The organism is Streptomyces sp. NPDC045955 (assembly GCF_056430805.1).
In genome coordinates this window covers 87,552-112,014 of sequence record NZ_JBWKKY010000024.1, presented here as the reverse complement: position 1 = coordinate 112,014, position 24,463 = coordinate 87,552, and the positions used below count along the sequence as shown (strand labels likewise).

Sequence of the window (24,463 nt, the reverse complement as noted above, 5' to 3'; positions counted from 1 at the left end):
GCCGGACAGAACAACGGGAAGACAGCCCAGCAGGACGTCAGTCAGAGGCCGAGCCACGACCACCGGAACCTGCCTACCAATATCAATGTCAGTGGCGGCTGGCACGATGACGCCATGGTCCGCATGCTGCGCCCGTTGACGCGGGCGGTGACGTACAAGCGGTGGCTGCACATCGTCGTGGCCATCGTGTGGCCGTCGCTGTGGATTTTCATCGAGGAGGCGTGGTGGACCCAGGTCACGGCCGCGGTGCTGCTCGGATTCGCGGGCCTCGTACCGATCACGCGGGTCGTGGAGGGCTTTCAGGCCCGGCTGCTGCTGACCGGCCATCGGCAAGGCGGTGCGGCCGCGGAGATCGCGACCACCCCGTCGGCCACCTGGGCCGATCGCGGCCGGACGGTGGTGTGGCTGGAGGCGCGGCTGGTCCTCGGCTGGATGGTGGCCCACCTCTCCGTGCAATTGCCTCTCCTCACGGTCGACTTGCTGACGACGGGCCTGGGGCACGAACCGGCCGCCGGCGGATTCGTGAGCGTCGAGGAGCACCACTGGTGGCACGCCTTGCTCGCACCCGTGCCGCTCCTGCTGTTGGCCGTGGTCGTGGTCTGGTCCGGCCACCTCGTCACCGCGCTGGCCGTGCGGCTCCTCGGCCCGTCACCCGCGGAGCGTCTCGCGGCCATGGAGGAGCGCACCGAACAGCTCCTGGAACGCACGCGCATCGCCCGCGAGTTGCACGACTCCATCGGCCACGCGCTCACGGTCGCCGTCGTGCAGGCGGGGGCCGCACGGGCGGCCGGTGACCCGGAGTTCACGGACCGGGCGCTGGTCGCCATCGAGGAGACCGGCCGGGCGGCCCTGGAGGATCTGGAGCGGGTGCTCGGCGTCCTGCGCGAGTCGAGGAAGCCGGTGAGCAGCAGACCGACCCTCGCGGACGCCGACCGGCTGCTGGAGTCCGCGCGCGCCTCCGGGGCGAAGATCGACGCCGAGGTGACCGGCCCGGTGGACACCGTGTCCGGGCCGGTGTCCCGGGAGGGCTACCGGATCCTCCAGGAGGCGCTGACCAATGTGCTGCGGCACGCCGGAGCCGTACCCGTGCGGGTCCGCGTGGACGTCACCGGCGACCTGCTCGTCCTCGCGATACGCAACCCGCTGACTCAGCCGGTACCCGGCCCCGGGCGGGGCAGCGGCCTGCGCGGCATACGCGAGCGCGCTGCCCTGCTCGGCGGACTGGCCCGGACCGGCCCCGACGAAGGTGACTGGCAGGTTCATGTCGAGCTGCCGTTGAGTTGATCTACGCTGGTCCGATGCCGATCACCGTCCTCCTCGTCGACGACGAACCCCTGGTGCGCGCGGGTCTGCGGGCCGTGCTGGAGGCCCAGCCCGACATCGAGGTCGTCGGGGAGGCCGCGGACGGGGCGGCGGTGATCCCGCTCGTGCGGCAACTGCGGCCCGACGTGGTCGCCATGGACGTACGGATGCCGCTGCTGGACGGTATCGAGGCCACCCGGTCGCTGCTGCGGACGGTCGACGAGCCGCCGCGGATCCTCGTGGTGACGACGTTCGAGAACGACGAGTACGTCTACGAGGCGCTGCGGGCGGGCGCCGACGGGTTCCTGCTGAAGCGGGCCCGGCCGGCCGAGATCGTGCACGCGGTGCGGCTGATCGCCGAGGGCGAGTCGCTGCTGTTCCCGGCCTCGGTACGGCAGTTGGCCGCCGAGTACGGCGAAGGCAGCGGGAACCGGGCCGCGCGGGCGGCGATGGAGCGGGCCCAGCTGACGGAGCGGGAGGGCGAGGTCCTGCGGCTGATGGCGCGGGGCCTGTCGAACGCGGAGATCGCCACCCGGCTGGTCGTGGGCACCGAGACCGTGAAGTCGCATGTGAGCGCCGTACTGGCGAAGCTGGGGGCCAGGGACCGCACGCAGGCGGTGATCGCGGCGTACGAGTCGGGGTTCGTGGCGCCGGGGTGATCGGCGGGCCGGTGTCCGGCCCTCGCCGGGGTCCGCCGCGCCGAGTACGATCCGGCCAGACACTCGCACGAGCTGGGAGGACGGACGGTGGGGCGGCTGACCGGCGGGGATCCCTCGCTGCTGCGCAGGATCAACTCCGCGGTGGTGCTGCACGCGCTGCGTGCCACGGACGGCGCGACGCTGACCGAGATCACCCGGGTGACGGGGCTGTCCCGGCCGACCGTCGAGGGCGTCGTCGAAGGGCTCATCGAGGCCGGTCTCGTCGTGGAGAAGGCGGCCGAGGAGGGCGCCGCCCGGCGGCAGGGACGGCCCGCGCGGCGGTTCCGGTTCCGGGCGGAGGCCGGGCATCTGCTGGGGCTGGAGATCGGCGCGCACCGGGTGGCCGCGCTGCTGGCCGACCTGGACGGCCGGGTGATCGGCTCCCAGGCCAAGGACGTGCCCGGGACGGCGGAGGCCGACGAGCGGCTGGAGCGGCTGCGGGGAACCGTCGCCGAGCTGCTGCGCCGGGCCGGTGTGGCACGCGGCTCGCTGCGGGCGGTGGGCGTGGCGACGCCCGGGATCGTCGAGGCCGACGGCACGGTACGGCTGGGCACGGCGCTGCCCGGCTGGACGGGGCTGCGGCTGGGCGAGCGGCTCAGCCGGTCGTTCATGTGCCCGGTCCTGGTCGAGAACGACGCCAACGCGGCGGCCGTCGCCGAGCACTGGAAGGGCGCGGCCACCGAGTCGGACGACGTGGTGTTCGTGCTGGCGGGGCTCAGCCCGGGCGCCGGTTCACTGATCGGGGGACGGCTGCACCGGGGCTACGGCGGGGCGGCCGGCGAGATCGGGGCACTGCATCTCCTCGGCCGGGAGGTGACGCCGGAGACGCTGCTGTCCACCACGGGCGAACCTCTCCATCCCCTTGACGAACAGGCCGTCGCCGAGGTCTTCGCGCGGGCCCGCGAGGGCGACCTGCGGGCCCGCGCGGCCGTCGACCGCTTCCTCCAGCGCCTGGTCCACGACGTGGCGGCCCTGGTCCTCGCCCTCGACCCGGAACTGGTCGTCATCGGCGGCTGGGCAGCGGGCCTGGACGGCGTCCTGAACCCCCTGCGCCAGGAACTGGCCCGCTACTGCCTGCGTCCCCCGCAGGTGACCCTGTCCCGTCTGGGAGACGCGGCTGTGGCGACGGGCGCCCTGCGCCTGGCCCTGGACCACGTGGAGGAGCAGTTGTTCAGCGTGGAGGGCCCGACCACACCACGCCGCTGAGGCCAACGCCCCCAAGGGGGCGCGGGGCCGTGTCGACACGCGGCTCCGCCGCGTGGGCGCGACCAGCCACGACGAACCGGCAGCGCCACACACCGCACCGCCACGGCGTCACGCTCAGGACGCCTGTCGCTGCGGCCCGGCGTCGATCTCCACACCCCCCGCGTCACCGAAGGTCAACCGACACGTGTCAGCGCGATACGTCGCGACGGACAACGCGGCCACGCGCCCCACGGCCACGAACCGCGTCGTCACCACCAGCACGGGCGCCCCCGGCAGCCGGTCCAGTTCCTTCGCGTCGTCGGCTCCGGCGGAGCCGAGCTCCACCGCGTTCTCCTGCCGGTCCAGCTCCAGCCGCTGCAGCTCGCGCAGCACCGCACGCGCGCGTGCCGACCCGGAGGGCGCGTCGATGCCGGAGAGCTCGTGCACCGAGGACCGCGGGATGTAGAGCAACTCGGCGGCGACGGGCCGGCCCTGGGAGACCCGGGAGCGCCGCACGATGTGGACGGACTCCTCCAGGCCGGTCTCGAGCGCCTCGGCGACCGCCGCTGGCGGCACCGCCGCCGTGCAGTCGACGGGCTGCCAGGCGTCCTCGGGGCCGCCCGGCCAGGTGTGCGGGCCGGTGCCGAGGGAGACGCCCATGCGGGGCGGCGCGACGGTCGTGCCGACACCGCGGCGGCGCTGGAGCCTGCCCTCCAGTTCGAGCTGCTCCAGGGCCTGGCGGAGCGTGGCGCGGGCGACGCCGAAGCGGGCCGCGAGGTCGCGCTCGTTGGGCAGGATCTCCCCCACGGCGAATTCCGAGTCGAGCGCCTCACTGAGCACGGTCTTGAGATGCCAGTACTTCGGTTCCGGCACCGATTCCAGCTGCGTGGTCCCCACCCTGTCCTCCGCGATCGCCGTGGTCGGCAGCGTTTTAGCGCCCTTGTTTTTTAAAGGTTGTTTCACTTCTCTGCGACCATAGGGCGGCCCTGATCCTTGGTCAAGACCAATGGCCGGGAACGTTCACGGGACGTTCATGCGAGGCCGCGGCGGGCTCCTGCTTCGCCGTTCAGAAGGCGGCCAGCGAGTGCAACTTGTCGGGGTTGCGGACGATGTAGACCGCCTGGACGCGGCCGTCGGCGACGTCCAGCTGGAAGACGGAGTCGGGCTTGCCGCCGGACAGGACCAGCACGGCCGGGCCGCCGTTGAGCTCCAGGAAGCGCAGGGAGAAGTCGGGGACGCCCTTCTGCGCGGCGCCGATGAGGAAGCGGCCCACCTTGTCCGCGGTCTGCAGGACCCGCAGCGGTGCCCGCGACTTGCCGCCGCTGTCGCCGACGAGCCGGACGTCCGGGGCAAGCAGCTCCATCAGCCCTTCGAGGTCGCCGTCCGCGGCGGCGGCGAGGAACCGTTCGGTGAGGTCGCGCCGCTGGACCGGGTCGACCTCGTAGCGCGGCCGCCGCTCCTCGACGTGCCTGCGCGCCCGCCCGGCCAGCTGGCGCACCGCCGGTTCGCCGCGGTCGAGCATGGCGGCGATGTCGGCGTACGGGAAGCCGAAGGCCTCGCGCAGCACGAACACCGCCCGCTCCAGCGGCGACAGCGACTCCAGCACGACGAGGACGGCGAGCGAGACGGAATCAGCGAGCACGGCCCGCTCGGCGCTGTCCGGCACGGTGTCGCCGAAGTCGGTGACGTACGGCTCGGGCAGCCAGGGGCCGACGTAGGTCTCCCCGCGGGCCTTGATCTGGCGCAGCCGGTCGATGGCGAGGCGGGTGGTGATCCGTACGAGGTAGCCGCGCGGTTCGCGCACGTCGCCGCGGTCACTGCCCGACCAGCGCAGCCAGGCCTCCTGGACCACGTCCTCGGCGTCGGCGACGCGGCCCAGCATGCGGTAGGCGACGCCCAGCAGGACGGGGCGGTGCGCTTCGAAGACGTCGGTCGCGGTCTCGGTGGTCACGGGTTCCATCCCAGCCCACCGGTCCCGCCCTGTCCAGGCGAAATCGCCCGTCCCCGGCCGGCCGCGTCCTGGGAAGTGGCGACAACTCGGGGCTACCCGCCGGTAGCAATTGCTGACAAGCTGTCTATCGCGTCCGTCAGCGAGTACAGCCTAGGAGCACCGCATGTCCGCCACCGTCTCCTTCAACGTCGCCTCCGCACACGGCGAGCAGAGCGTGACCCTGTCCTACACGCGTCAGGGCAGCGGCGAGCCGCTGCTCCTTCTGCACGGCATCGGTCACCACCGGCAGGTGTGGGACCCGGTGATACCCGCGCTGGCCGCCGAGCGGGACGTGATCGCCGCGGACCTGCCGGGGTGCGGCGAGTCACCGGCGCTCCCGGACGGCATGGCCCACGACCTGCCGACCATGAACACCGTCCTCGCGGCGCTGTTCGGGGCGCTTCGGATCGAGCGGCCGCACGTGGCGGGCAACTCACTGGGCGGCCTGCTGGCCCTGGACCTGGCCCGGGCGCAGCTCGTCCGCTCCGTCACCGCCCTGTCCCCCGCGGGGTTCTGGAACGATGTCGAGCGCCGTTACGCCTTCACGGTGCTGATGACGATGCGGCAGATAGCCCAGCGGATGCCACTGCCCGTCGTCGAACGGCTGGCCCGCCCGGCGATCGGCCGCACTCTGCTGACGAGCACCATCTACGCCCGCCCGGGCCGTCGTTCGCCCGAGGCCGTGGTCGCCGAGACGCTCGCGCTGGCCCGGGCGCAGGGGTTCTCCGAGACTCTCCGCTCCGGCAGGACCGTGCAGTTCACCGACGACATCGTCGGCACGCCGGTCACCGTGGCATGGGGCAGCCGGGACCGGCTGCTGATCCCCCGTCAGGGCGTGCGGGCCAAGCGCATCATCCCCCGCGCCCGGCTGGTACGGCTGCCCGGCTGCGGCCATGTCCCGATGAACGACGACCCGGCACTGGTCGCCCGGGTCGTCCTCGACGGCAGCCGCTGACCAGCGGGGCATCGGGCCCGGCGGACGACCCGGCCGCGGATCCGGCAGACTGACCGCATGGACCGCAGGGACCGCATGGACCGCATGGACCGCAGGGACCGCAGGGACCGCATGGACCGCATGGACCGCATGGACCGGATGGACCGCGTGGACCGCGTGGACCGCGACGAGCCCGTGTCGCCCGCCTGGGAGCTGCTGCTTCCGGCCGCCTCCGCGCCGGCCCGCACGCGTGGCCGTTCACTTCAGGCGGCGCTGCGCGAGGCAGTCCGTTCGGGCCGGCTCGCGCCGGGCACGCGGCTGCCGTCGAGCCGGGATCTCGCGGCGGACCTGGGGGTGTCGCGCGGGCTGATCACGGAGGCGTACGAGCAGTTGACGGCGGAGGGCTATCTGCGCAGCGGCCGGGGCGCCGGGACGTGGGTGAGCTCGGCCGTACGGGCCGCCCGGGCGCGGGCGCGCGACCTCGCTCCCCGCCCCCGTGGTGCCCGGGTGGACTTCGTGCCCGGGACGCCGGACCTGTCGCTGTTCCCGCGCTCGGCGTGGGCCGCCGCGCAGCGCGGTGTGCTGGCGGAACTGCCGCACCAGGAGCTGGGGTACCCCGATCCGCGCGGGCTGCCCCGGCTGCGTACCGCGCTGGCCGGACTGCTCGCCCGGCGGCGGGGTGTGGTGGCCGACCCGGAGCGGATCGTGGTGGTCTCGGGGGTGACCCAGGCGGCGACGCTGCTGGGTTTCGCCCTGCACGCGCGCGGGGTGCGCTCGGTGGGTGTGGAAGACCCGGGCAGTCCCCAGCACGACGCGCTGTACGCCTCGGCCGGGGTCACCGCCGTGCCGCTGCCCGTGGACGGCGGGGGAATCGCCCTGGAGCCGCTGCGGGCGTCGGGCGTACGGGCCGTGGTGACGACGCCGGCCCACCAGTTCCCCACCGGCATCGCCTACTCGGCCCGCCGTCGCGCCGAACTGCTGGACTGGGCGCGGTCCGTGGACGGCATCGTCCTGGAGGACGACTACGACGGCGACTTCCGCTACGACCGCGCTCCCGTCGGCGCGCTCCAGGGCCTCGACCCGGACCACGTCGCCTACACGGGCTCGGTCAGCAAGTCCCTCGCGCCGGGACTGCGGCTGGGCTGGCTGCTGGTGCCCGAGTCCTGGGCGGAGGAGATCGTCGAACGCAAGCGCACCATGGACCTCGGCCACCCGACCCTGGACCAGGCGATGTTCGCCCGGTTCCTGGAACGCGGCGACTACGACCGCCAGCTGCGCCGCTGCCAGCGCGCCTACCGCGAGCGCCGTGACGCCCTGACCGCCGCCCTCGACGAGCACTTCCCCGGCTCCCGGGTCTCGGGCATCGCCGCGGGCCTGCACGTGATCGCCACACTGCCGGAGCGCTACGGCCCCGAGGACCGTTTCCTCGCCCGCGTGGCAGCGGCCGGGGTGGCCGTACACCCCCTGTCGGCCTACGCGCATCCGAGTCCGGCGCGGGAGGAGCCCGACGGACCGAAGCGGGTGCGGCTCGTGCTGGGCTACGCACACGTCCCTCCGGCCCGGATCCACGAGGGCATACGCCTGATGGCGGAGGCGGCCACGAGGTGACCCCCGGCGCAGCTCACGGGTTCCCGCCGGTTCCCCTCCCCCCGGGGTCAGTTGTTCACTTGGGGTTCGTGTGCGCGCCGCGGCGTGCCAGTAGGTGTGGCTGTGCACACTGGCCGGATCCCGTCCCTGGAGGCGCATCCATGTCACACCGTCCGTTCCCCGCGCGCCGCAGCGTCCTGCGGGGCTCCCTCGCCGCGTCGGCGGCCCTCACCCTGCCCACCGCTCTCGGCGCGGCACCCGCCTTCGCACGGTCGGGGCGTCCCCAGGCGGGGTGGGGTGTGCAGGCGGGAGACGTGACCTGCGACTCCGGGCTGGTGTGGGTGCGGTCCGACCGGCCCGCCCGGATGATCGTCGAGACGTCGGCGACCGAGTCGTTCCGCAACCCGCGCAGATGGCACGGCCCGCTGCTGGGCCCGGGCACCGACTTCACCGGCACGACCCGGCTGCGCGGTCTGCCGTCCGGCGAACAGATCCACTACCGGGTGCTGCTCGCCGACCCGGACGACCCGCGCCGCACCGGCGAACCGGTCACCGGCACCTTCCGCACGGCGTCCGGCAAGCGGCGTGACGGCGTGCGGTTCGTCTGGTCCGGCGACCTGGCCGGCCAGGGCTGGGGCATCAACCCGGAACTCGGCGGCTACCGGATCTACGACGCGATGGCCGCTCTCGACCCGGACTTCTTCCTCTGCAGCGGCGACAACATCTACGCCGACGGCCCCCTCACCGAGACCGTGGCCCTGCCCGGCGGCCGCACCTGGCGGAACATCACCACCGAGGAGAAAGCGAAAGTCGCCGAGACCCTGACGGAGTTCCGCGGCAACTTCCGGTACAACCTGCTGGACGAGAACCTGCGGGCCTTCAACGCCCAGGTCCCCTCCATCATCCAGTGGGACGACCACGAGGTCACCAACAACTGGTACCCGGGCGAGATCCTCGGCGACACCCGGTACACCGAGAAGAACGTCGACGTGCTCGCCGCCCGCGCCCGCCGCGCCTTCTCGGAGTACTTCCCGATCTCCACGCTGCGCCGCCCCGACGGCCGCGTCTACCGCGTGCAGCACCACGGCCCGCTGCTGGACGTCTTCGTCCTCGACATGCGCACCTACCGCAACGCCAACTCGCCGGACGACCAGCCCTCCGACCCGCAGGGCATCCTCGGCCGCGAGCAACTGGAGTGGCTCAAGCGCGAGCTGGCCCGCTCCCGCGCGGTGTGGAAGGTGATCGCCTCCGACATGCCGATCGGCCTGGTCGTCCCGGACACCGGCGACGGCAAGCCCAACATCGAGGCCGTCGCCCAGGGCGATCCCGGTGCCCCGCTGGGCCGTGAGCTGCAGATCGCCGAGCTGCTGCGTTTCGTGAAGCACCGCCGGATCACCGGAACGGTGTGGCTCACGGCCGACGTCCACTACACCTCGGCACAGCACTACCAGCCGTCGCGGGCCGCGTTCACCGACTTCGAACCGTTCTGGGAGTTCGTGTCGGGCCCTCTCAACGCCGGTGCGTTTCCCGCGAACTCGCTCGACGGCACCTTCGGTCCCGACCGTGTGTTCCTGAAGGCGCCGACGACCGCCAACGTCTCCCCCACCGACGGCTACCAGTTCTTCGGGGAGGTCGACATCGACGGCGGCAGCGGCGAGCTGACGGTACGTCTACGCGAGCAGGACGGCACCGTGCTGTTCACGAAGGCGCTCCAGCCGGGACTGGTCGGCCAGTAGTACGGAGCACAACGTTTGAAGCGCCGATAAAGGGGGCACACTGCCCTCTTTACCCGCCGGTCACAAAGCGTTCGCGATCACGCAACACCATTCCGTCACAGTGGGTGCATGACGCGAAAAGTGACTGCAGTGACCGACCTGAAGAACGACTGCCGCTCCGCCACCTCCTGGCAGCGGGTCACGGCGGCCTTCCACACCTGGCGAACACGACGCCACGAACACGCGCCGCCGTCGGGCGATACCGGGTCCCCGGCACCGGAGCCGGTGCCGGGGGCGAACACACACGGGGCGAACACACTGTGGCGGATGCGGACCACGGTGAAGGACGAGCCGGGATCGCTGGCGGCCCTGTGCACGGCCCTCGCCGGGCAGCGGGTCGACATCCTCAGCCTCCAGACGCATCCGCTGGCCGAGGGCACGGTGGACGAGTTCCTGCTGCGCGCCCCGGGCGAGCTGCCGGCCGCCGGGATCGCCACGGCGGTCCGGACGGCCGGCGGTACCGACACCTGGATCGAGCGGGCCGACGCCCACGACCTGGTGGACGCGCCGACCCGGATCCTCGGACTCGCCGCCCGGACCGCGCTGGACGCCGCGGAACTGCCCCTGGCGCTGCGCCAGTTGCTGGGCCGGTGCACGATCCGTTCCCAGCCCGCGCCAGCCGGCGGCGGCCGGGTGCCCGACGGTGTCCCGGTGGAGGGAGCCCTCGACGACACGGTGATGCGCCTGCGCGCACCGGAGGGCGGCGTGATCACCGTGGAGCGACCGTATCTGCCCTTCACACCGACCGAGTTCGCCCGGGCCAGGGCCCTGGTCGAACTGGACGCGCGGCTCGGGCCGCGCCTCCCGCACGGCCGCGACGTGCTCACGCTGGCCGAGGGCAGCGACATCACCGTACGCCGCGCCGACACGCGTGATCTGGAGGCGGCCAGGGCGATGCACGAGCGATGCTCGGACCGCACGCTCCGGCTGCGCTACCACGGGCCGGTCGGTGACGCCGACCGCTATCTCAACCACCTGCTCAGTCCGCGCTTCGGCCGGACCCTCGCCGTGCAGACGGCCTCCGGGCGGCTCGTCGGGCTCGGGCATCTGCTGTGGGACGGGGACGAGACGGAGGTCGCGCTGATCGTCGAGGACGCGTGGCAGCGGCGCGGTGTCGGCGGGGAGTTGCTGGGGCGGCTGGTCGCGATGGCCGCGGAGGGGGGTTGCAGGAGCGTGTATGCCGTGACGCAGGCGTCCAACACGGGGATGGTCGCGGCGATGCGGGGGCTGGGCCTCCCCCTCGACTATCAGGTCGAGGAAGGGACCCTGGTCATCACTGCGCGGCTGGGTGAGTCCGTTTCCGCAGGTGCTGGGGAGCTGGGGAGCGCCTCAGCGTCGTAGGGGCAGTTGCGTGCCGGCGGGCGCGGGGGCGTTGTGGTCGATCGCGCGGTTCCCCGCGCCCCTGCAGCTCAGCGCCTGGTCGAGATCCGACCAGAGGTCGTCCACGTCCTCCAGGCCCACCGACATGCGCAGCAGGCGGTCGCTCACCCCGGCCCCCCTGCGGTCGTCCGCGTCCACGATGCGGTGGCTGATGGAGGCCGGGTGCTGGATCAGGGTGTCCACGCTGCCGAGGCTCACCGCCGGGGTGATGAGGCGGACGCGGGCGATGACCTCGTGGGGGTCGCCGTGTATCTCGAAGGAGACCATCGCGCCGCCGATGCGCGGGTAGTGCACGCGGGCCACGCGTGGGTCGGCGGCGAGGCGGTGGGCGAGTTCGGCGGCGTTGGCCGAAGCGGCCCGTACCCGGACGGGGAGAGTGGACAGGCCGCGCAGCAGCAGATAGCCGGCCAGGGGGTGCAGGACGCCGCCCGTGGCGAAGCGGACCTGCCGCAGCCGGCCGGCGAACTCCTCGTCGCAGGCGACCACGCCCGCCAGGACGTCCCCGTGGCCGCCGAGGTACTTGGTGGCGCTGTGCAGCACCAGCCGTGCGCCCTGTTCGGCGGGGCGCTGGAGCACCGGCGTGGCGAAGGTGTTGTCCACGAGCAGCGGCACCGAGCCGCAGGCGTGTGCGACGGCCCGGAGGTCGACCTCGGCGAGCGTGGGGTTGGCCGGGGACTCCACGATGACCAGCCCGGTGTCCGGACGCAGTGCCTCGGCGATTCCGGCCGGGTCGGTCCAGGTCACCTCCGAGCCCAGCAGCCCGGCGGTCAGCAGATGGTCGCTGCACCCGTAGAGGGGACGTACGGCCACCACGTGCCGCAGCCCCATGGAGGCGCGCACGAGCAGGACGGCGCTCAGGGCGGCCATACCGCTGGCGAACGCGACCGCCGCCTCCGTGCCCTCCAGTCGGGCCAGCGCGGTCTCGAAACGGGCGACGGTCGGGTTGCCCAGCCGTCCGTAGACGGGCGGGCCGTCCGGGTCCGCGCCGGTGGCCGCGAACGCGTCGATCCGGGCCGCCTCGCTCCGGCTGTCGTGCGACGGGTAGGTGGTGGACAGGTCGATCGGCGGGGCGTGCAGACCCTGCCGGGCGAGGTCGTCCCGTCCGGCGTGGACGGCCTCGGTGGCGAGTGCTCTCCGTGCGGTGCGTACGGCGTCGTGGGCGCCCGTGCTCGCTGTGTCCATGACGGAAGGGTGAACAGCGGCCGGGCTCATGGGTGGGAACCCCGTGTTACGTTCGGCCGATGGCCGAATCTGTCGTACTGGACCCGGTGGATCTCCACCTGCTGCGGCTGTTGCAGAACGACGCCCGGGCGACGTACCGGGATCTCGCCGCGCAGGTCGGGGTGGCGCCGTCGACGTGTCTGGACCGGGTGACCCGGCTCCGCCGCTCGGGCGTCATCCTCGGGCATCGGCTGGAGCTGGACCCGGCGAAGCTGGGGCGGGGTCTTGAAGCGCTGCTGTCGGTGCAGGTCAGGCCGCACCGGCGGGAGTTGGTGGGGCCGTTCGTGGAGCGGATCCGCGCCCTGCCGGAGTCGCGGACGGTCTTCCACCTGACGGGACCGGACGACTACCTCGTCCATGTCGCGGTCGCCGACATGACCGACCTCCAGCGGCTCGTGCTGGACGAGTTCACCTCGCGGCGGGAGGTGGCGCGAGTGGAGACCCGGCTGATCTTCCAGCAGTGGGAATGCGGGCCGCTGCTGCCCCCTTCGCCCTCGGCTCAATCCGGATGACGTGCGCTGCCGCGCGTACGAGGATGGGCGGCATGTCTGAGATCAAGAGCCCGCTGCCCCGTGAGGTCGCCGACGCGTATGTCGACGAGCTCGTCGCCCTCGATCCGATCACCGGTACGTTCCTCGGCGTCAAGGAGAGTTCGAGCAGGCTGCCCGACACCTCGCCCGCGGGCCAGGAGGCGCTCGCCGAGCTGGCGCGCCGGACGCTCGCCCGGCTGGACGAGGCGGAGCGGCTGCCCGGCGCCGACAGTGACATCGAGCGCCGGTGTGCGCGGCTGCTGCGTGAGCGGCTCAACGCCGAACTCGGCGTGCACGAGGCCGAGGAGAGCCTGCGGTCCGTCAGTAACCTGAGCTCCATCGCCCATGCGGTGCGGCAGGTGTTCACGGTGACGCCGGCGCAGTCGGAGGAGGACTGGGCGGCGATCGCCGAGCGGCTGCGCGCGGTCCCGGCCGCGCTGGAGGGGTACCGGGAGTCCCTGGCGCTCGGCCTGGAGCGGAAGCTGCATGGCGGACCGCGTGCCACGGCCACGTTCGTGGAGCAGCTCGGCGAGTGGGCGGACGCCGGCGGCGACGGCGGAGGCTGGTTCGAGACCTTCACGGCCGCCGGCCCCGAGGCGCTGCGGTCCGAGCTGGACACGGCGGCCCGCTCGGCCACCGAGGCGGTCGTACGGCTGCGCGACTGGATGCGGGACGTGTACGCACCGGCGATCGAGGGCGCCCCGGACGTGGTGGGCCGGGAGCGGTACGCGCGCTGGGTGCGCTACTACAACGGCACGGATCTCGACCTGGACGAGGCGTACGCGTACGGCTGGTCCGAGTACCACCGCCTCCTCGGCGAGATGAAGGCGGAGGCCGAGAAGATCCTGCCGGGCGCCGCCACACCGTGGGTGGCGCTGGCGCACCTGGACGAGCACGGCACGCGCATCGAGGGCGTCGACGAGGTCCGCGCCTGGCTGCAGTCCCTGATGGACGAGGCGATCGACGCGCTCGACGGCACCCACTTCGACCTGGCCGAGCGGGTGCGCCGGGTGGAGTCGCGCATCGCCCCCGCGGGCAGCGCCGCGGCCCCGTACTACACGCCGCCGTCGGACGACTTTTCGCGCCCGGGCTGCACCTGGCTGCCGACCATGGGCGAGACGAGCTTCCCCGTCTACGACCTGGTGTCGACCTGGTACCACGAGGGCGTGCCCGGCCACCACCTCCAGCTGGCCCAGTGGAAGCACGTGGCGGAGAACCTCTCCCGCTACCAGGCGAGTGTGGGCATGGTGAGCGCCAACGCCGAGGGCTGGGCCCTGTACGCGGAGCGGCTGATGGACGAACTGGGCTTCCTGACGGACCCGGAGCGCCGGCTCGGTTACCTGGACGCGCAGATGATGCGTGCCGTGCGCGTCATCATCGACATCGGCATGCACCTGGAATTGACGATCCCGGACGACTCGCCCTTCCACCCGGGCGAGCGCTGGACCCCCGAGCTGGCGCAGGAGTTCTTCGGCTCGCACAGCAGCCGGCCCGCGGACTTCGTGGAGAGCGAGCTGACCCGCTACCTGTCCATGCCGGGCCAGGCCATCGGCTACAAGCTCGGCGAGCGGGCCTGGCTGCTGGGCCGCGAGAAGGCCCGCGCCCGGCGAGGTGACGCCTTCGACCCGAAGGCGTGGCACATGGCGGCGCTGTCGCAGGGCTCGCTGGGCCTGGACGACCTGGTCGACGAACTGTCCCAGCTCTAGTGGGAATCAGTTCTCCGGAGGTCAGCGGCGGAAGCCGCCCTCGGAGTCGATGACCTGCCCGGTGACCCACTCCGCCTCGTCCGTGGCGAGCCATGCGATGAGGCGGGCCGGGTCGTCGGGCATGCCCCACCTCCCGGCAGGGAAGCGCTCCGCGACGGCCTCGTAGTCCTCGCCGGTCATGTAGTCCGTGTCGACAGGTCCCGGGTTGACGGTGTTCACGGTGACCGCGTGGTCGGCGAGCGCCGTCGCAAGGGAGCGGGTGACGGAGGCGAGGGCACCCTTCTGCAGGGCGTAGGCGAGCTCCCCGGGCATGCCGCCCGCGATGTCCTGGCCGGAGGTCATCATCATCACGCGTCCGCCCGGGCTGCGTGGCGGCAGTGCGGACCGCAGCCGCGCATAGGCCTGGATCAGCAGGATGACGGAGCGGGTGTCGACCGCCCAGTGCCGGTCGAGCATCGCCGTGTCGATCTCGTCCAGGGAGCCGTCGAACCCGCTCTGCGCGTGGTTGGCGACGAGGATGTCGAGCCGCCCGCCGAGCGCCTCGGCGGCCCTGCCGACGAGTTCACCGGCCACAGCGGGATCGCCCAGATCCCCGGGCCCGGCGACGACCACGCCCTCGGGATCCCCGAGCGCTCCACGCACGGACGCGACGACGTCCTCGGGACGATCGGCGCCCCAGGGCTGGCCGGCATCGTGCGGCACATGATGATGCAGATAGACACTGGCGCCATAGGCGGCAAGCCGCCGGGCCACCGCATGCCCGATGCCGCCGCGCCGGCTGGCACCGGTGACGAGCGCTGTCCGGCCGCGCAGGGGCAGGGGGTCACGGCGGAGCTCCTCCGGGGTGGGCTGAGGAAGTCGAGGCATACGATCATCGTGGCCGGGCCTCCGGACCGACGCATCCGAATATCGCCCGGGGAACTGCGCGACAAGCCACAGACGACCCGCACACGCCAAACAGCCAACGCACCCACGGTCACCTAGGCGCAAGCAACCGCAACTGAACCAACCCCAACCACGTTTCAGCCCCCGGCTGCACCCGAGCCGCCCGAACCCCGTAACGCCCCGGCTCCAGCCCCACCCGAACCCGCTCGCTCCCCGAAGACCCGGGCCACGCCGCATCAAAGAGCAGCACAGCGCCCGGCACCTCCCAGACAACCTCCGGCTCCCACTCCGCCGAATCCACAGCCACCGGCACACTCGCCAGCAACTCGTCCTCGGAATTCCCCGCGCACCACCGGACGAACATCCCCTGGTCGGGCAGATACGCCGTCGAGGCGGGCTCGTCACCCAGCACCAGCGCCGTGCAGTCGCCGACCGGCAGGAGCCCGACGTGCCCGTCCACCTCACAGGCCCGGTCGTAGTCCGACGCCGTCTCCTCGCCGTCGGCACCCGCCCAGAACGGCAGAACCGTCTCCGGCACCGCTATCAGCGGCCCACCGCCCGATTCCACCCACTCCACGACGCCCGGCTCCGCGTATCGCACCATGGCGCAAGAACCTACAGGGTCAACTTCCCTGAAAGTCCGGGGGGTCAGCAGGCCTGCCTCAGCTCACGCCGCGCTGCCGCAGCACCGACCCGGACCTGCCCTTGACGACCTCCAGTTGCGCGTGGATCCGCCGCCGCAGGTCGGGCACGTGACTGACGATGCCGACGCTGCGGTCGCGTTCGCGCAGGGAGTCGAGGACGTCGAGGACCTCGTCGAGGGTCTGGTCGTCGAGGCTGCCGAAGCCCTCGTCGATGAAGAGGGTGTCCAGCCGCACCCCGCCCGCCTCGTCCGTGACGACGTCCGCGAGGCCGAGGGCGAGGGCGAGCGAGGCGAAGAACGTCTCGCCGCCCGACAGCGTCGCCGTGTCCCGTTCGCGGCCGGTCCAGGCGTCGACGACATGCAGTCCGAGTCCGCTGCGGCCTCGTCCGGTGCGGTCGTCGGAGTGGACGAGGGTGTAGCGGCCGGACGACATGCGCCGCAGGCGTACGGTCGCGGCGGCGGCGACCTGTTCCAGGCGGGCCGCGAGAACGTACGACTCCAGGCGCATCCGGCGTTCGTTGTCGGCCGAGGTGCCGGCGGTGAGGCCGGCCATGCGGGCGACCCGGTCGTACTCCTCGCGCAGCGGCGCCAGCCGGCGGACGGAGGCGGTCGCCCGGGCGGAGAGCCGGTCGAGTTCGGCGCAGCGCCGGGCGGCGGCGTCGTGGGCCGAGGCGGCCTCGCGCAGCCTGCGGGCCGCGGTGTCGGCGGCGAGCTGCGCCGACGTCAGGTCGGCGGGCTGCTGCCGGGCGGCGGACGCGGTGTCGGCCTCGGCCAGGACGGCCCGCACGGCGGCTTCCTCGTTCTGCCAGGCGTCCAGGCGGCGCTGCAGCTCGCGGTGGGCGGTGTCGTCGAGGAGGGCGGCGGCCGCGTCCCGGGGAGTGTCGAAGCCGGCGCGGAAGGCGGCGTCGGCGAGCCGGGCGTCGGCGTCCTTGAGCCGCTGGGCGGTGTCCTCGGCGGCGCGGGCGGCGTCGGCGGCGTCCGAGAGCAGTGCGGTCCGGCGCTCCAGTTGCGCGGCCCGGGCGGCGACGCTGTCCAGGGCTCCCCTCGCCCGGTCCAGTTCCTCCTCCAGGGCGGCGCGTTCGCTCTCCAGCCGCTCCCGGTGGCCGACCCGGGCGGCGCTGCGCACGGCGGCCTCCTGCCGGGCGGCGACGCGCCGCTCCTGTTCGTGCCCGGCCTGCCGCAGCCGCTCCTGCGCGGCGTGCAGCTCGGCGGCGCCCCGGCGGGCCTGCGCGTACTGCTCCTGAAGTTCCTCCGCTTCGCGGGCGAGTTGCTCGGTGGGTGTGTCACCGGCCTCGGCGGTGGCGGCGGCCAGGGCCTCCCGTACGACGCCGAGGTTCCGCTCGTTCTCGGCGCGCTGTTCGTCGGCGCGCTGGTAGGCGGCCAGGGCGTGTTCCTCGGCCTCGCGGTCGACGTGCCCGGCGACCTTGCGGGCGGGCGCGGGGTGTTCGGTGGCGCCGCAGACGGCGCAGGGCTCGCCGTCGGTGAGGTGCGCGGCCAGTTCGGCGGCGATGCCGGTCAGGCGCTGTTCCTTGAGGTCGAGCCAGTGCTGCTTGGCGCGCAGCGCCTCCTGCTGCGCCGTGCGGACCCGCTCGACGGCCTGGTTCGTGTCCTCGGCGAGCTGGTCGCGCAGCCGGGCCGCCTTCAGCCGCTGCCGCGCGGGCTCGCGCCGCACGGCGAGCTGTTCGGCGAGGGAGGCGGCCTGCTGCGCGGAGTCGACACGGGCCTGGAGGGCGGCGCGCGTCTCCTCCCAGCCGTCGAGCCAGGCGTCCGCTTCCTGAAGGACGTCGGCGTCGGCGCGTTCCTGGCGGTCCAGGCCGGCGCGTTCGTCGAGGAGTTCGGCCAGCCGCCGTTCGGCGCGGCGGGCCGAGTCCAGTCCGCCCAGTTCCTCGGCGGCCCGGCGGGCGGCGGCGGCGAGTCCGGCCGCGCCCGCGTCAGCGTAGGTCTCGGGCAGCAGGGCACGCGCGCGTGCCTCGGCGGCGGCCGCCCGCCGGTGTTCGGCCTCGGCGGTCTCCCGCAGGTCCAGGGCGGGCGCGACGGCCTCGGCCTTGCGGGCCCGCTCCATGAGCGCCTGCGCCTCCCGGTAGGCCCCGGCTCCCTCCTCCAGACGGGCCGCCCGTTCCCGCGCCTCGGTGAACCGCCGCTGGAGGCGGGCGAGTTCGCGTACCTCATCGAAGGCGCGGCCGGCGGCGGCCTGCGCGGACTCGGCGGCGGCGAGCGTGCACTCGGCGACGGTGAGCTGTTCGCGGGCGGTGCTGCGGGCGACGGCGGCGGCGCCCAGCACGGCCTCGGCGAGTCCTGGGTCGCCGGGGGCCAGGTCCGGCAGGCGCATGGCGTCGCCCGCGGCCTGCTGCATGCGGTGGGCGTCGGCCAGCAGTGCGGCGTCCCCGTCCCGGACCTGGGCCTCGGTGGCGCGGCGGCGCTCGGCGAGGCGCTTCTCGACGTCGGCGAAGCGGCGGGTGTCGAACAGACGGCCCAGCAGCTTGCCGCGGGCCTCGGCGTCGGCGCGCAGGAACCGCGCGAAGTCGCCCTGCGGCAAGAGCACGACCTGGCAGAACTGCTCCCGGCTCATACCGAGCAGCTGGGTGATCTCCTCGCCGATCTCCTGGTGGGAGCGGCTGACGTCCTTCCAGGCCCCGGCCGTGGTGTCGTACGCGCGGAGCCAGGTCTGGGCCTTGTCGAGGGTCGTGCCGGTGCCGCGTTTCTTGGGGCGTTCCCAGGGCGGCTGCCGGGTGATCTCCAGGCGGCGTCCGGCCACGGTGAGTTCGAGGGTGACCTCCGTGCGGGTCGCCGGCGCGGCGTGGTCGCTGCGCAGTGCCGTGCCCTGTCCGCCGCCCTGCCGGGCGCCCGGCACCGAGCCGTACAGGGCGTAGCACACGGCGTCGAGGACGGAGGTCTTGCCCGCGCCGGTGGGTCCGTGCAGCAGGAACAGCCCGGCCGCGGACAGCTCGTCGAAGTCGACGCTCTGGCTGCCTGCGAAGGGTCCGAAGGCGGTGACCGTCAGCCGGTGGAGCCTCACCGGGCGACCTCCCGTACGGTCTCGTCGGCCCGCACCGCGTCGAACGCCTCCCGCAGGACGCCCTGTTCGTGCGCGTCGGGCCCCGCGCCGCGCACGTGGGCGACGAAGTCCTCCGCGATCTGCTGGTCGCTGCGGCCGGCCAGGCGCCGCGCGTACGACACCTCGGGGTCGTCCTCGGCCCGGTCGGGATCGAAGACGAGGCTGAGGGTGTGCGGGAAGCGCTCGGTGAGCCGGGCCATGGGGTCGGCCGGGCGGACCGGGTCGGTGAGGGTCGCCTCGACCCAGGCCTCCTCGTGCCGTGCCAGCTCCGGGTCGGCGAGCAGGTCCTCCAGCGTGCCCCGGATCCGGGCCAGGGCACGCGGCACCGGGCAGTCGAGGCGCTCGGCGTCGACTGTGCCGTCGGCGGCCAGGTCGACGAGCCACATGCTCTTGCGGTGGGCGGCCTCCGAGAAGGAGTAGGGCAGCGGGGAGCCGGAGTAGCGGATGCGGTCGGTGAGGGTCTGGCAGCCGTGCAGATGCCCGAGCGCCACGTAGTCGACGCCGTCGAAGACACCGGAGGGCACCGCGGCCACGCCGCCGACGGTGATGTCCCGTTCGCTGTCGCTGGGTTCGCCGCCGGTGACGAAGGCGTGCGCGAGGACCACGGAGCGCGTGCCGGGCGCCCGCGCGGCGAGGTCGGCGCGGACCCGGTCCATGGCGGCGGCGAGCACGGCCTCGTGCCCGGCCTTGTCCACGCCGAACTCGTCCTTCACCAGGGCCGGTTCGAGGTAGGGCAGTCCGTAGAAGGCGACGTCCCCCTGGGCGTCGGCCAGCACCACGGGGGTGCCGGCCGCCGACGGCTCGGTCCGCAGGTGGATGCCGGCCCGCCCGATGAGCCCCGCGCCGACGCCCAGCCGGCGGGCCGAGTCGTGGTTCCCGGAGATCATCACCGTCGGCACGCCGAGGTCGGCGAGGCGGTGCAGGGCGTCGTCGAACAGCTCGACCGCGGCGAGCGGCGGCACGGCCCGGTCGTAGACGTCCCCCGACACGACCACCGCGTCCACGGCCCGCTCGCGCACGGTCGTGACGAGGTGGCCGATGAACTCGGCCTGCGCGGCGAGCATGTTCACGCGGTGGAACGACCGGCCGAGGTGCCAGTCGGACGTGTGCAGCAGTCTCACGACGCCGCTCCGACCTGCATGGCTCCCCCTGCTACCGCTCCACGACCCGCACGAGCCGGCACGGCTCGCTGTCAGCACCCACCACGCTAACCCGTGCGAGCCCCTGGTCCCTCACGAACCTCGGGATGGGCCACTCATCGGGCGTCGATTCAGGGGAAATGTCCGCACGTATGCCGTGGAAAAGGTCACGGCGTTCGTACGGGACTCGGCCGCCCGGCTGGGCCGGCTGGACGGCCTGGTGACCGTCGCGGGCGGCGCGCGCGGCACGGATCTGCGCGGCACGGAAGCGTCCGGACCCGCCGTACTTCCTGGTGAGCATTGTGATCACGGGCTGGATGTCGTCCTTGGCGCGGCCCGGGTCCAGCTCGAAGGAGCGGTGCACCACCTCGACCTCGTCGCGGTGCGGTCACCGACACCGGCCGGTAGCCACTGTTCACGGGAGCCGGTCCGGCACCCGCCGGTCCGGTTCCCGGGTGCCTTGCGCGAGGCCGACCGCGCGTCAGGCGTCGCCGTACGCCTCCCCGCCCGGTTCGAAGCCGGCCGTTCCGGCGGTCGCGTCGGCGAGCCACGCCCGGAAGGCCTCCACCTCGGCGTCCGGGAGGGCGATCTCGATCGTGACCGCCTCCCCGTAGCGGACGTCCCGCACCTCACGCCCGGTGGTCCGCAGGTCGTTCTCCAGTTTGCCGGCCCGCTGGTGGCCGACGGTGACCGTGGCCAGCCGGAACCGGCGGCGGGTGCGCGTGCCGAGGGTGTCCAGGGCCTCGCCGACCGCCCCGCCGTACGCCCGGATGAGTCCGCCCGCGCCGAGCTTGACCCCGCCGAAGTAGCGCGTGACGACGGCGACGACGTACCGCATGTCGCGGCGCAACAGCATCTGGAGCATGGGGACGCCGGCGGTGCCGCCGGGTTCGCCGTCGTCGCTCGCCTTCTGGACGGAGGCGTCGGCGCCGATGACGTAGGCCCAGCAGTTGTGGGACGCGTCGGCGTGCTCCTTGCGGACCGCGGCGATGAAGTCCTGCGCCTCCTGCTCGGTGGCCGCCGGGGCGAGGGCGCACAGGAAGCGGGAGCGGTTGACCTCGGTCTCGTGCACGCCGGCGCGGGCGACCGTGCGGTATTCGTCCTGCATCCGGCCACCCTATGCACGGTTCCGGGGACGGGCCGGACCGGCCCGGGGCTACTTCTTCTCGCCCCGGGGCACGGTCAGGGAAAAGAGCAGCGCGGTGCCCGGGGTGAGGGCCCGCCAGGACGTGCCGTACCAGGACAGGACGGCGATGGCCGACGTCGGGAACTTGGTGCGGACCCGCTCCAGCGTGTCGTCGAGGCCGTCACCGGCGAGCGCCAGGACGAGTTCCTCCAGGCCCGGGTTGTGCCCGATCAGCAGCAGCGTCTCCACCTCGGCGGACACCTCGTGCACAACGGCCAGCAGGCCGGCGGGACTCGCGGCGTACAGGCGCCGGTCGAACCGCACCGGCGGGGGCGTGCCCCACTCGGCGGCGGCCAGTTCCCAGGTCCGGCGGGCGCGTACGGCGGTGGAGCACAGCGCGAGGTCGGGCAGGCAGTCGGCCTCGGCAAGGGCCCGCCCGGCCGCGGGGGCGTCACGGCGGCCGCGCGGGGCCAGCGGGCGCTCGTGGTCGGCGACGTCCAGGGGCCAGGCGGACTTGGCGTGCCGCAGCACGACCAGGCGGCGTAGCGGGCCGGCGCCGGAGCGCTCCCTCATGAAGCGGCCCCCAGGTCGCGGGTGAGTTCGAGGCCGAGAAGCCGGTCGGCATAGGCGTACGTCTCGAACCGGGCGCCGTCCGGAAGGTCCCGCTCGTTCTCGACGTCCCGCAGCACGTCCAGCACCCGGGGCACGTCCAGATCGTCGTCCCAGGCGTCGCGCAACCGCCCGCGCACGTCGTCGGGCACGGGCCGGGAGGGCCGCCGGGCCCAGCGGGCGACCGCACCGCGCCAACGGGCGAGGGCGGCCTCGGCCTCACCGAGGACGTCCGCCTCCAGCCGGACGGGGGCGTTGTGGTGCCGGGTGAACAGGGCGAGACGCAGGACGGCGGGATCGACACCGCCCAGCGGGCCGGATCCCACCGACTGGCCGCGCGACGGGTCCGACGTCACCGGCTCACCGGCCGGCAGGCCCGGCTCGACCGGCCGGGCGGCCGGCGGGTTCGACATCGCCGACTCACCGGCCGACGGTTCCGGCGCGGTCGGCCGGCCGCTGGGCGGGCCGGGCTTCGCCGATTCGCCGACCGGCAGGCGCGATCCCGCCGACGCACCGACCGACGTGGCCGGTCCGCTCGTCTCGACGGGCGCCACAGCGATCCGCACCCCGTCAGGCGTCGCCCCACCCTCGGCCGTGACATGGACGACCTGGGCCTCGCCGAGTCCGGCGCTGACGTCGGGGCTGTCCTCGAAGGGGCGGATACCGAGGGCCGTTGCGTCCGCACGCAGCTCGGCCTGGCGGCGCCCGCCGGTCAGCAGGGCCCAGACCGGTGTGCCGCCGAGCTCCAGCGCCCGCACGAGCAGGTCCGCCACGAGCAGCACCCGCAGATCGGTCAGGCCGGAGCCGGGCGCATGCACCTCGACACGGGTCAGGCCCCGGCGGGCCGGGGCGGCGTCGACCGGCTCGCCGGTCCGGGCGTCGATGATGCGCAGCACGAGGCGAGCGTAGGCCGGGTGGGCGGGCACACGCAGGCAAGTGCGGTTTTTTCGGCCACCGTGGCGGGAACACCCCACCAATGGCGTGCCGGACGGACCAGTTCGCCGAGGCGGGAATCGCCTCACGACCGGCGCGCCGGTCGTGAGACCGCCTTGCGGGAACCACCCGCCGACGACACACCGTCGGGCCGGGACACCACCACACCGGAAACCGCCCGGCCGACGATGCACCCCTCGGGCCGGACCACCACGGCGTGAATCGCCCACCCACCCCGCCCGCCGCCCGGCCCCCTCAGCCCAGCGTCCCCAGAAACCGCACATGCGGCCGCTGCTCGGGGCCGTCACGCGTGACGGCAGAGCGCACGCCGTACACCTCGGCGATGAGTTCCTCCGTCAGGACCTCACCCGGAGCACCACCCGCCACGACCCGCCCCGCGCTCAGCACGACGACCTCGTCGCAGTACATCGCCGCGAGGTTGAGGTCGTGCAGGGCGACGACAGTGGTGACCGGCAGCCCGGTGACCAGGGCGAGCAGATCGAGCTGGGGTGGATGTCGAGGTGGTTCGTCGGCTCGTCCAGGAGGAGTTCGCGGGGTTCCTGGGCGAGCGCGCGGGCGATCTGCACCCGCTGGCGTTCGCCGCCCGAGAGGCTGTGCCAGGGCTGGTCGGCGCGGTCGGCGAGGCCGGCGCGCTCCAGGGCCTCGCGCACGGCCCGTTCGTCGTCCGCCGAGCCGGGCGTCCAGGCACGGCGGTGCGGCACGCGGCCCAGCCGTACGACGTCCACCACCGTCAGCTCGACCTGCGTGTCGGCCTGCTGCTCGACGACGGCGAGGCGGCGGGCGACGGTGCGGCGGGGCAGGTCGCCCAACGGCGTGCCGTCGAGGGTGACGACTCCGGCGGTCGGCGTGAGCAACCCCGCCAGCAGCCTCAGCAGCGTGGACTTGCCGGAGCCGTTCGGGCCGAGGACGCCGACGGTGGAACCGGCCTCGGGCGCGAGCACGTGCTCCCCCGCCGCGTACGGCCGCGGGGGCCGCCAGCAGGTCTTCGGACTCGGGTTCGTCCGGTGCGGAGCGCCTTCCCGGACGTCACACGCGACGTCCAGTGGCCGAGGCCCCGCCCGTCCCCCTCACCGCTGCGCGTCAGTTGCGGATTCGCACCGGATTCCCTGACCCACGTACATGGGTTCGACTGGCCTCGGCAAGCTATCACGGAGGGCGCGGGGGAATCACCGCGCGCCGTACGGCGTTGTGCGGACAACAGTTCTTCCGCGACTCTCCAGGAGGCCGCCGGTGTACGGCGACGAGGCAACGGTCCGCAGGATCCTCACGGAGCTCGGCGACACCTGGGCCGTGGTGGGCCTGTCGTCGAACCGGCAGCGGGCGGCGTACGGCGTCGCCGCCGTGCTCCAGCGTTTCGGCAAGCGCGTCGTGCCCGTGCATCCGAAGGCGGAGACGGTGCACGGCGAGCAGGGGTACGCCAGTCTCGCGGACATCCCTTTCGACGTGGACGTCGTGGACGTGTTCGTGAACAGCGATCTCGCCGGAGCGGTGGCGGACGAGGCGGTCGCCAAGGGCGCCGAGGGCGTCTGGTTCCAGCTCGGCGTCATCGACGAGGCGGCGTACGACCGGACCCGCGCCGCGGGCCTGGAGATGGTGATGGACCGCTGCCCGGCGATCGAGATCCCACGACTTCCTCTTCGCCGCGTACAGAATTCCTGAAGCGCTTTCCAGGAAACGCCCGCGCCCGGTCAAGGCTGTACAACGCGCCTTCTGCCGTCGGCTGACCGATTCCTAACCTGAGGCC

20 protein-coding genes, 2 pseudogenes and 1 riboswitch are annotated in these 24,463 nt (G+C 73.5%); of the genes and pseudogenes, 10 read left to right on the top strand and 12 right to left on the bottom strand.

The window, feature by feature from the left end:
• Positions 1 to 114: 114 nt before the first annotated feature.
• The 3 genes from AC07F0_RS34475 to AC07F0_RS34465 all read left to right on the top strand — a co-directional run bounded on the left by AC07F0_RS34475 (position 115) and on the right by AC07F0_RS34465 (position 3,206).
• On the top strand, positions 115 to 1,284 hold the full coding sequence (locus tag AC07F0_RS34475) for a sensor histidine kinase (protein WP_478983855.1): 1,170 nt from the start codon (positions 115 to 117) through the stop codon (positions 1,282 to 1,284).
• A gap of 14 nt (positions 1,285 to 1,298) precedes the next feature.
• A complete protein-coding gene (locus AC07F0_RS34470; protein WP_478983854.1) occupies positions 1,299 to 1,961 on the top strand; it encodes a response regulator transcription factor in 663 nt (220 codons plus the stop codon).
• Positions 1,962 to 2,048: 87 nt separating this feature from the next.
• Positions 2,049 to 3,206 (top strand): ROK family transcriptional regulator, encoded by a 1,158-nt coding sequence (locus tag AC07F0_RS34465; protein ID WP_478983853.1) that lies wholly within the window; start codon positions 2,049 to 2,051, stop codon positions 3,204 to 3,206.
• Positions 3,207 to 3,320: 114 nt separating this feature from the next.
• Here AC07F0_RS34465 and AC07F0_RS34460 read toward each other — a convergent pair whose 3' ends face one another.
• Positions 3,321 to 4,082, bottom strand: a complete 762-nt coding sequence (locus tag AC07F0_RS34460; protein WP_478983851.1) for a GntR family transcriptional regulator — start codon at positions 4,080 to 4,082, stop codon at positions 3,321 to 3,323.
• 169 nt (positions 4,083 to 4,251) lie between these two features.
• Positions 4,252 to 5,136, bottom strand: coding sequence for an RNA polymerase sigma-70 factor (locus tag AC07F0_RS34455; RefSeq protein ID WP_478983850.1), 885 nt, complete (start codon positions 5,134 to 5,136; stop codon positions 4,252 to 4,254).
• Between the two features lie 163 nt (positions 5,137 to 5,299).
• Here AC07F0_RS34455 and AC07F0_RS34450 point away from each other — a divergent pair, with 163 nt between their 5' ends.
• The 4 genes from AC07F0_RS34450 to AC07F0_RS34435 all read left to right on the top strand — a co-directional run bounded on the left by AC07F0_RS34450 (position 5,300) and on the right by AC07F0_RS34435 (position 10,812).
• Entirely contained in the window at positions 5,300 to 6,130 is an 831-nt protein-coding gene (locus AC07F0_RS34450) for an alpha/beta fold hydrolase (protein ID WP_478983849.1), read from the top strand.
• A 138-nt stretch (positions 6,131 to 6,268) separates the two neighbouring features.
• On the top strand, positions 6,269 to 7,717 hold the full coding sequence (gene pdxR / locus AC07F0_RS34445) for a MocR-like pyridoxine biosynthesis transcription factor PdxR (RefSeq protein WP_478983860.1): 1,449 nt from the start codon (positions 6,269 to 6,271) through the stop codon (positions 7,715 to 7,717).
• A 140-nt stretch (positions 7,718 to 7,857) separates the two neighbouring features.
• Positions 7,858 to 9,432, top strand: coding sequence for an alkaline phosphatase D family protein (locus AC07F0_RS34440; protein ID WP_478983848.1), 1,575 nt, complete (start codon positions 7,858 to 7,860; stop codon positions 9,430 to 9,432).
• Positions 9,433 to 9,540: 108 nt separating this feature from the next.
• Positions 9,541 to 10,812 (top strand): N-acetyltransferase family protein, encoded by a 1,272-nt coding sequence (locus AC07F0_RS34435; protein ID WP_478983847.1) that lies wholly within the window; start codon positions 9,541 to 9,543, stop codon positions 10,810 to 10,812.
• Here AC07F0_RS34435 and AC07F0_RS34430 read toward each other — a convergent pair.
• On the bottom strand, positions 10,801 to 12,033 hold the full coding sequence (locus AC07F0_RS34430) for a trans-sulfuration enzyme family protein (RefSeq protein WP_478983846.1): 1,233 nt from the start codon (positions 12,031 to 12,033) through the stop codon (positions 10,801 to 10,803). The genes AC07F0_RS34435 and AC07F0_RS34430 overlap by 12 nt on opposite strands.
• A gap of 59 nt (positions 12,034 to 12,092) precedes the next feature.
• Here AC07F0_RS34430 and AC07F0_RS34425 point away from each other — a divergent pair, with 59 nt between their 5' ends.
• On the top strand, positions 12,093 to 12,584 hold the full coding sequence (locus AC07F0_RS34425; protein WP_356923810.1) for an Lrp/AsnC family transcriptional regulator: 492 nt from the start codon (positions 12,093 to 12,095) through the stop codon (positions 12,582 to 12,584).
• Positions 12,585 to 12,616: 32 nt separating this feature from the next.
• On the top strand, positions 12,617 to 14,308 hold the full coding sequence (locus AC07F0_RS34420) for a DUF885 domain-containing protein (RefSeq protein ID WP_478983845.1): 1,692 nt from the start codon (positions 12,617 to 12,619) through the stop codon (positions 14,306 to 14,308).
• Between the two features lie 21 nt (positions 14,309 to 14,329).
• On the opposite strand, the gene AC07F0_RS34415 is transcribed toward AC07F0_RS34420, so the two are convergent.
• The 9 genes and pseudogenes from AC07F0_RS34415 to AC07F0_RS34375 all read right to left on the bottom strand — a co-directional run.
• Positions 14,330 to 15,175, bottom strand: a complete 846-nt coding sequence (locus AC07F0_RS34415; protein ID WP_478983844.1) for an SDR family oxidoreductase — start codon at positions 15,173 to 15,175, stop codon at positions 14,330 to 14,332.
• A 109-nt stretch (positions 15,176 to 15,284) separates the two neighbouring features.
• Positions 15,285 to 15,797, bottom strand: a complete 513-nt coding sequence (locus tag AC07F0_RS34410) for an immunity 21 family protein (RefSeq protein WP_478983843.1) — start codon at positions 15,795 to 15,797, stop codon at positions 15,285 to 15,287.
• Positions 15,798 to 15,855: 58 nt separating this feature from the next.
• Entirely contained in the window at positions 15,856 to 18,852 is a 2,997-nt protein-coding gene (locus AC07F0_RS34405; protein WP_478983842.1) for an AAA family ATPase, read from the bottom strand.
• Positions 18,849 to 20,012: an exonuclease SbcCD subunit D gene (locus tag AC07F0_RS34400; protein ID WP_478983841.1), complete on the bottom strand. Its 1,164-nt coding sequence runs from the start codon at positions 20,010 to 20,012 to the stop codon at positions 18,849 to 18,851. Before AC07F0_RS34400 ends, AC07F0_RS34405 begins: the two co-directional genes overlap by 4 nt.
• A gap of 292 nt (positions 20,013 to 20,304) precedes the next feature.
• Positions 20,305 to 20,418: pseudogene (locus AC07F0_RS34395) on the bottom strand (DsbA family oxidoreductase); the annotation flags it as partial.
• A 93-nt stretch (positions 20,419 to 20,511) separates the two neighbouring features.
• Complete coding sequence (locus AC07F0_RS34390; RefSeq protein ID WP_478983839.1) at positions 20,512 to 21,138, bottom strand: YigZ family protein; 627 nt, start codon at positions 21,136 to 21,138, stop codon at positions 20,512 to 20,514.
• A gap of 48 nt (positions 21,139 to 21,186) precedes the next feature.
• Positions 21,187 to 21,729, bottom strand: a complete 543-nt coding sequence (locus tag AC07F0_RS34385; RefSeq protein WP_478983838.1) for a SixA phosphatase family protein — start codon at positions 21,727 to 21,729, stop codon at positions 21,187 to 21,189.
• Positions 21,726 to 22,661, bottom strand: a complete 936-nt coding sequence (locus AC07F0_RS34380) for a hypothetical protein (RefSeq protein ID WP_478983837.1) — start codon at positions 22,659 to 22,661, stop codon at positions 21,726 to 21,728. The genes AC07F0_RS34385 and AC07F0_RS34380 overlap by 4 nt, the downstream gene beginning before the upstream one ends.
• A gap of 292 nt (positions 22,662 to 22,953) precedes the next feature.
• Positions 22,954 to 23,657: pseudogene (locus tag AC07F0_RS34375) on the bottom strand (ABC transporter ATP-binding protein); the annotation flags it as partial.
• Positions 23,658 to 23,692: 35 nt separating this feature from the next.
• Positions 23,693 to 23,853, bottom strand: a riboswitch (cobalamin riboswitch).
• 96 nt (positions 23,854 to 23,949) lie between these two features.
• Between AC07F0_RS34375 and AC07F0_RS34370 the strand changes: the two are divergent.
• Positions 23,950 to 24,378 (top strand): CoA-binding protein, encoded by a 429-nt coding sequence (locus tag AC07F0_RS34370; RefSeq protein WP_478983836.1) that lies wholly within the window; start codon positions 23,950 to 23,952, stop codon positions 24,376 to 24,378.
• The last annotated feature ends 85 nt before the right edge of the window (positions 24,379 to 24,463 follow it).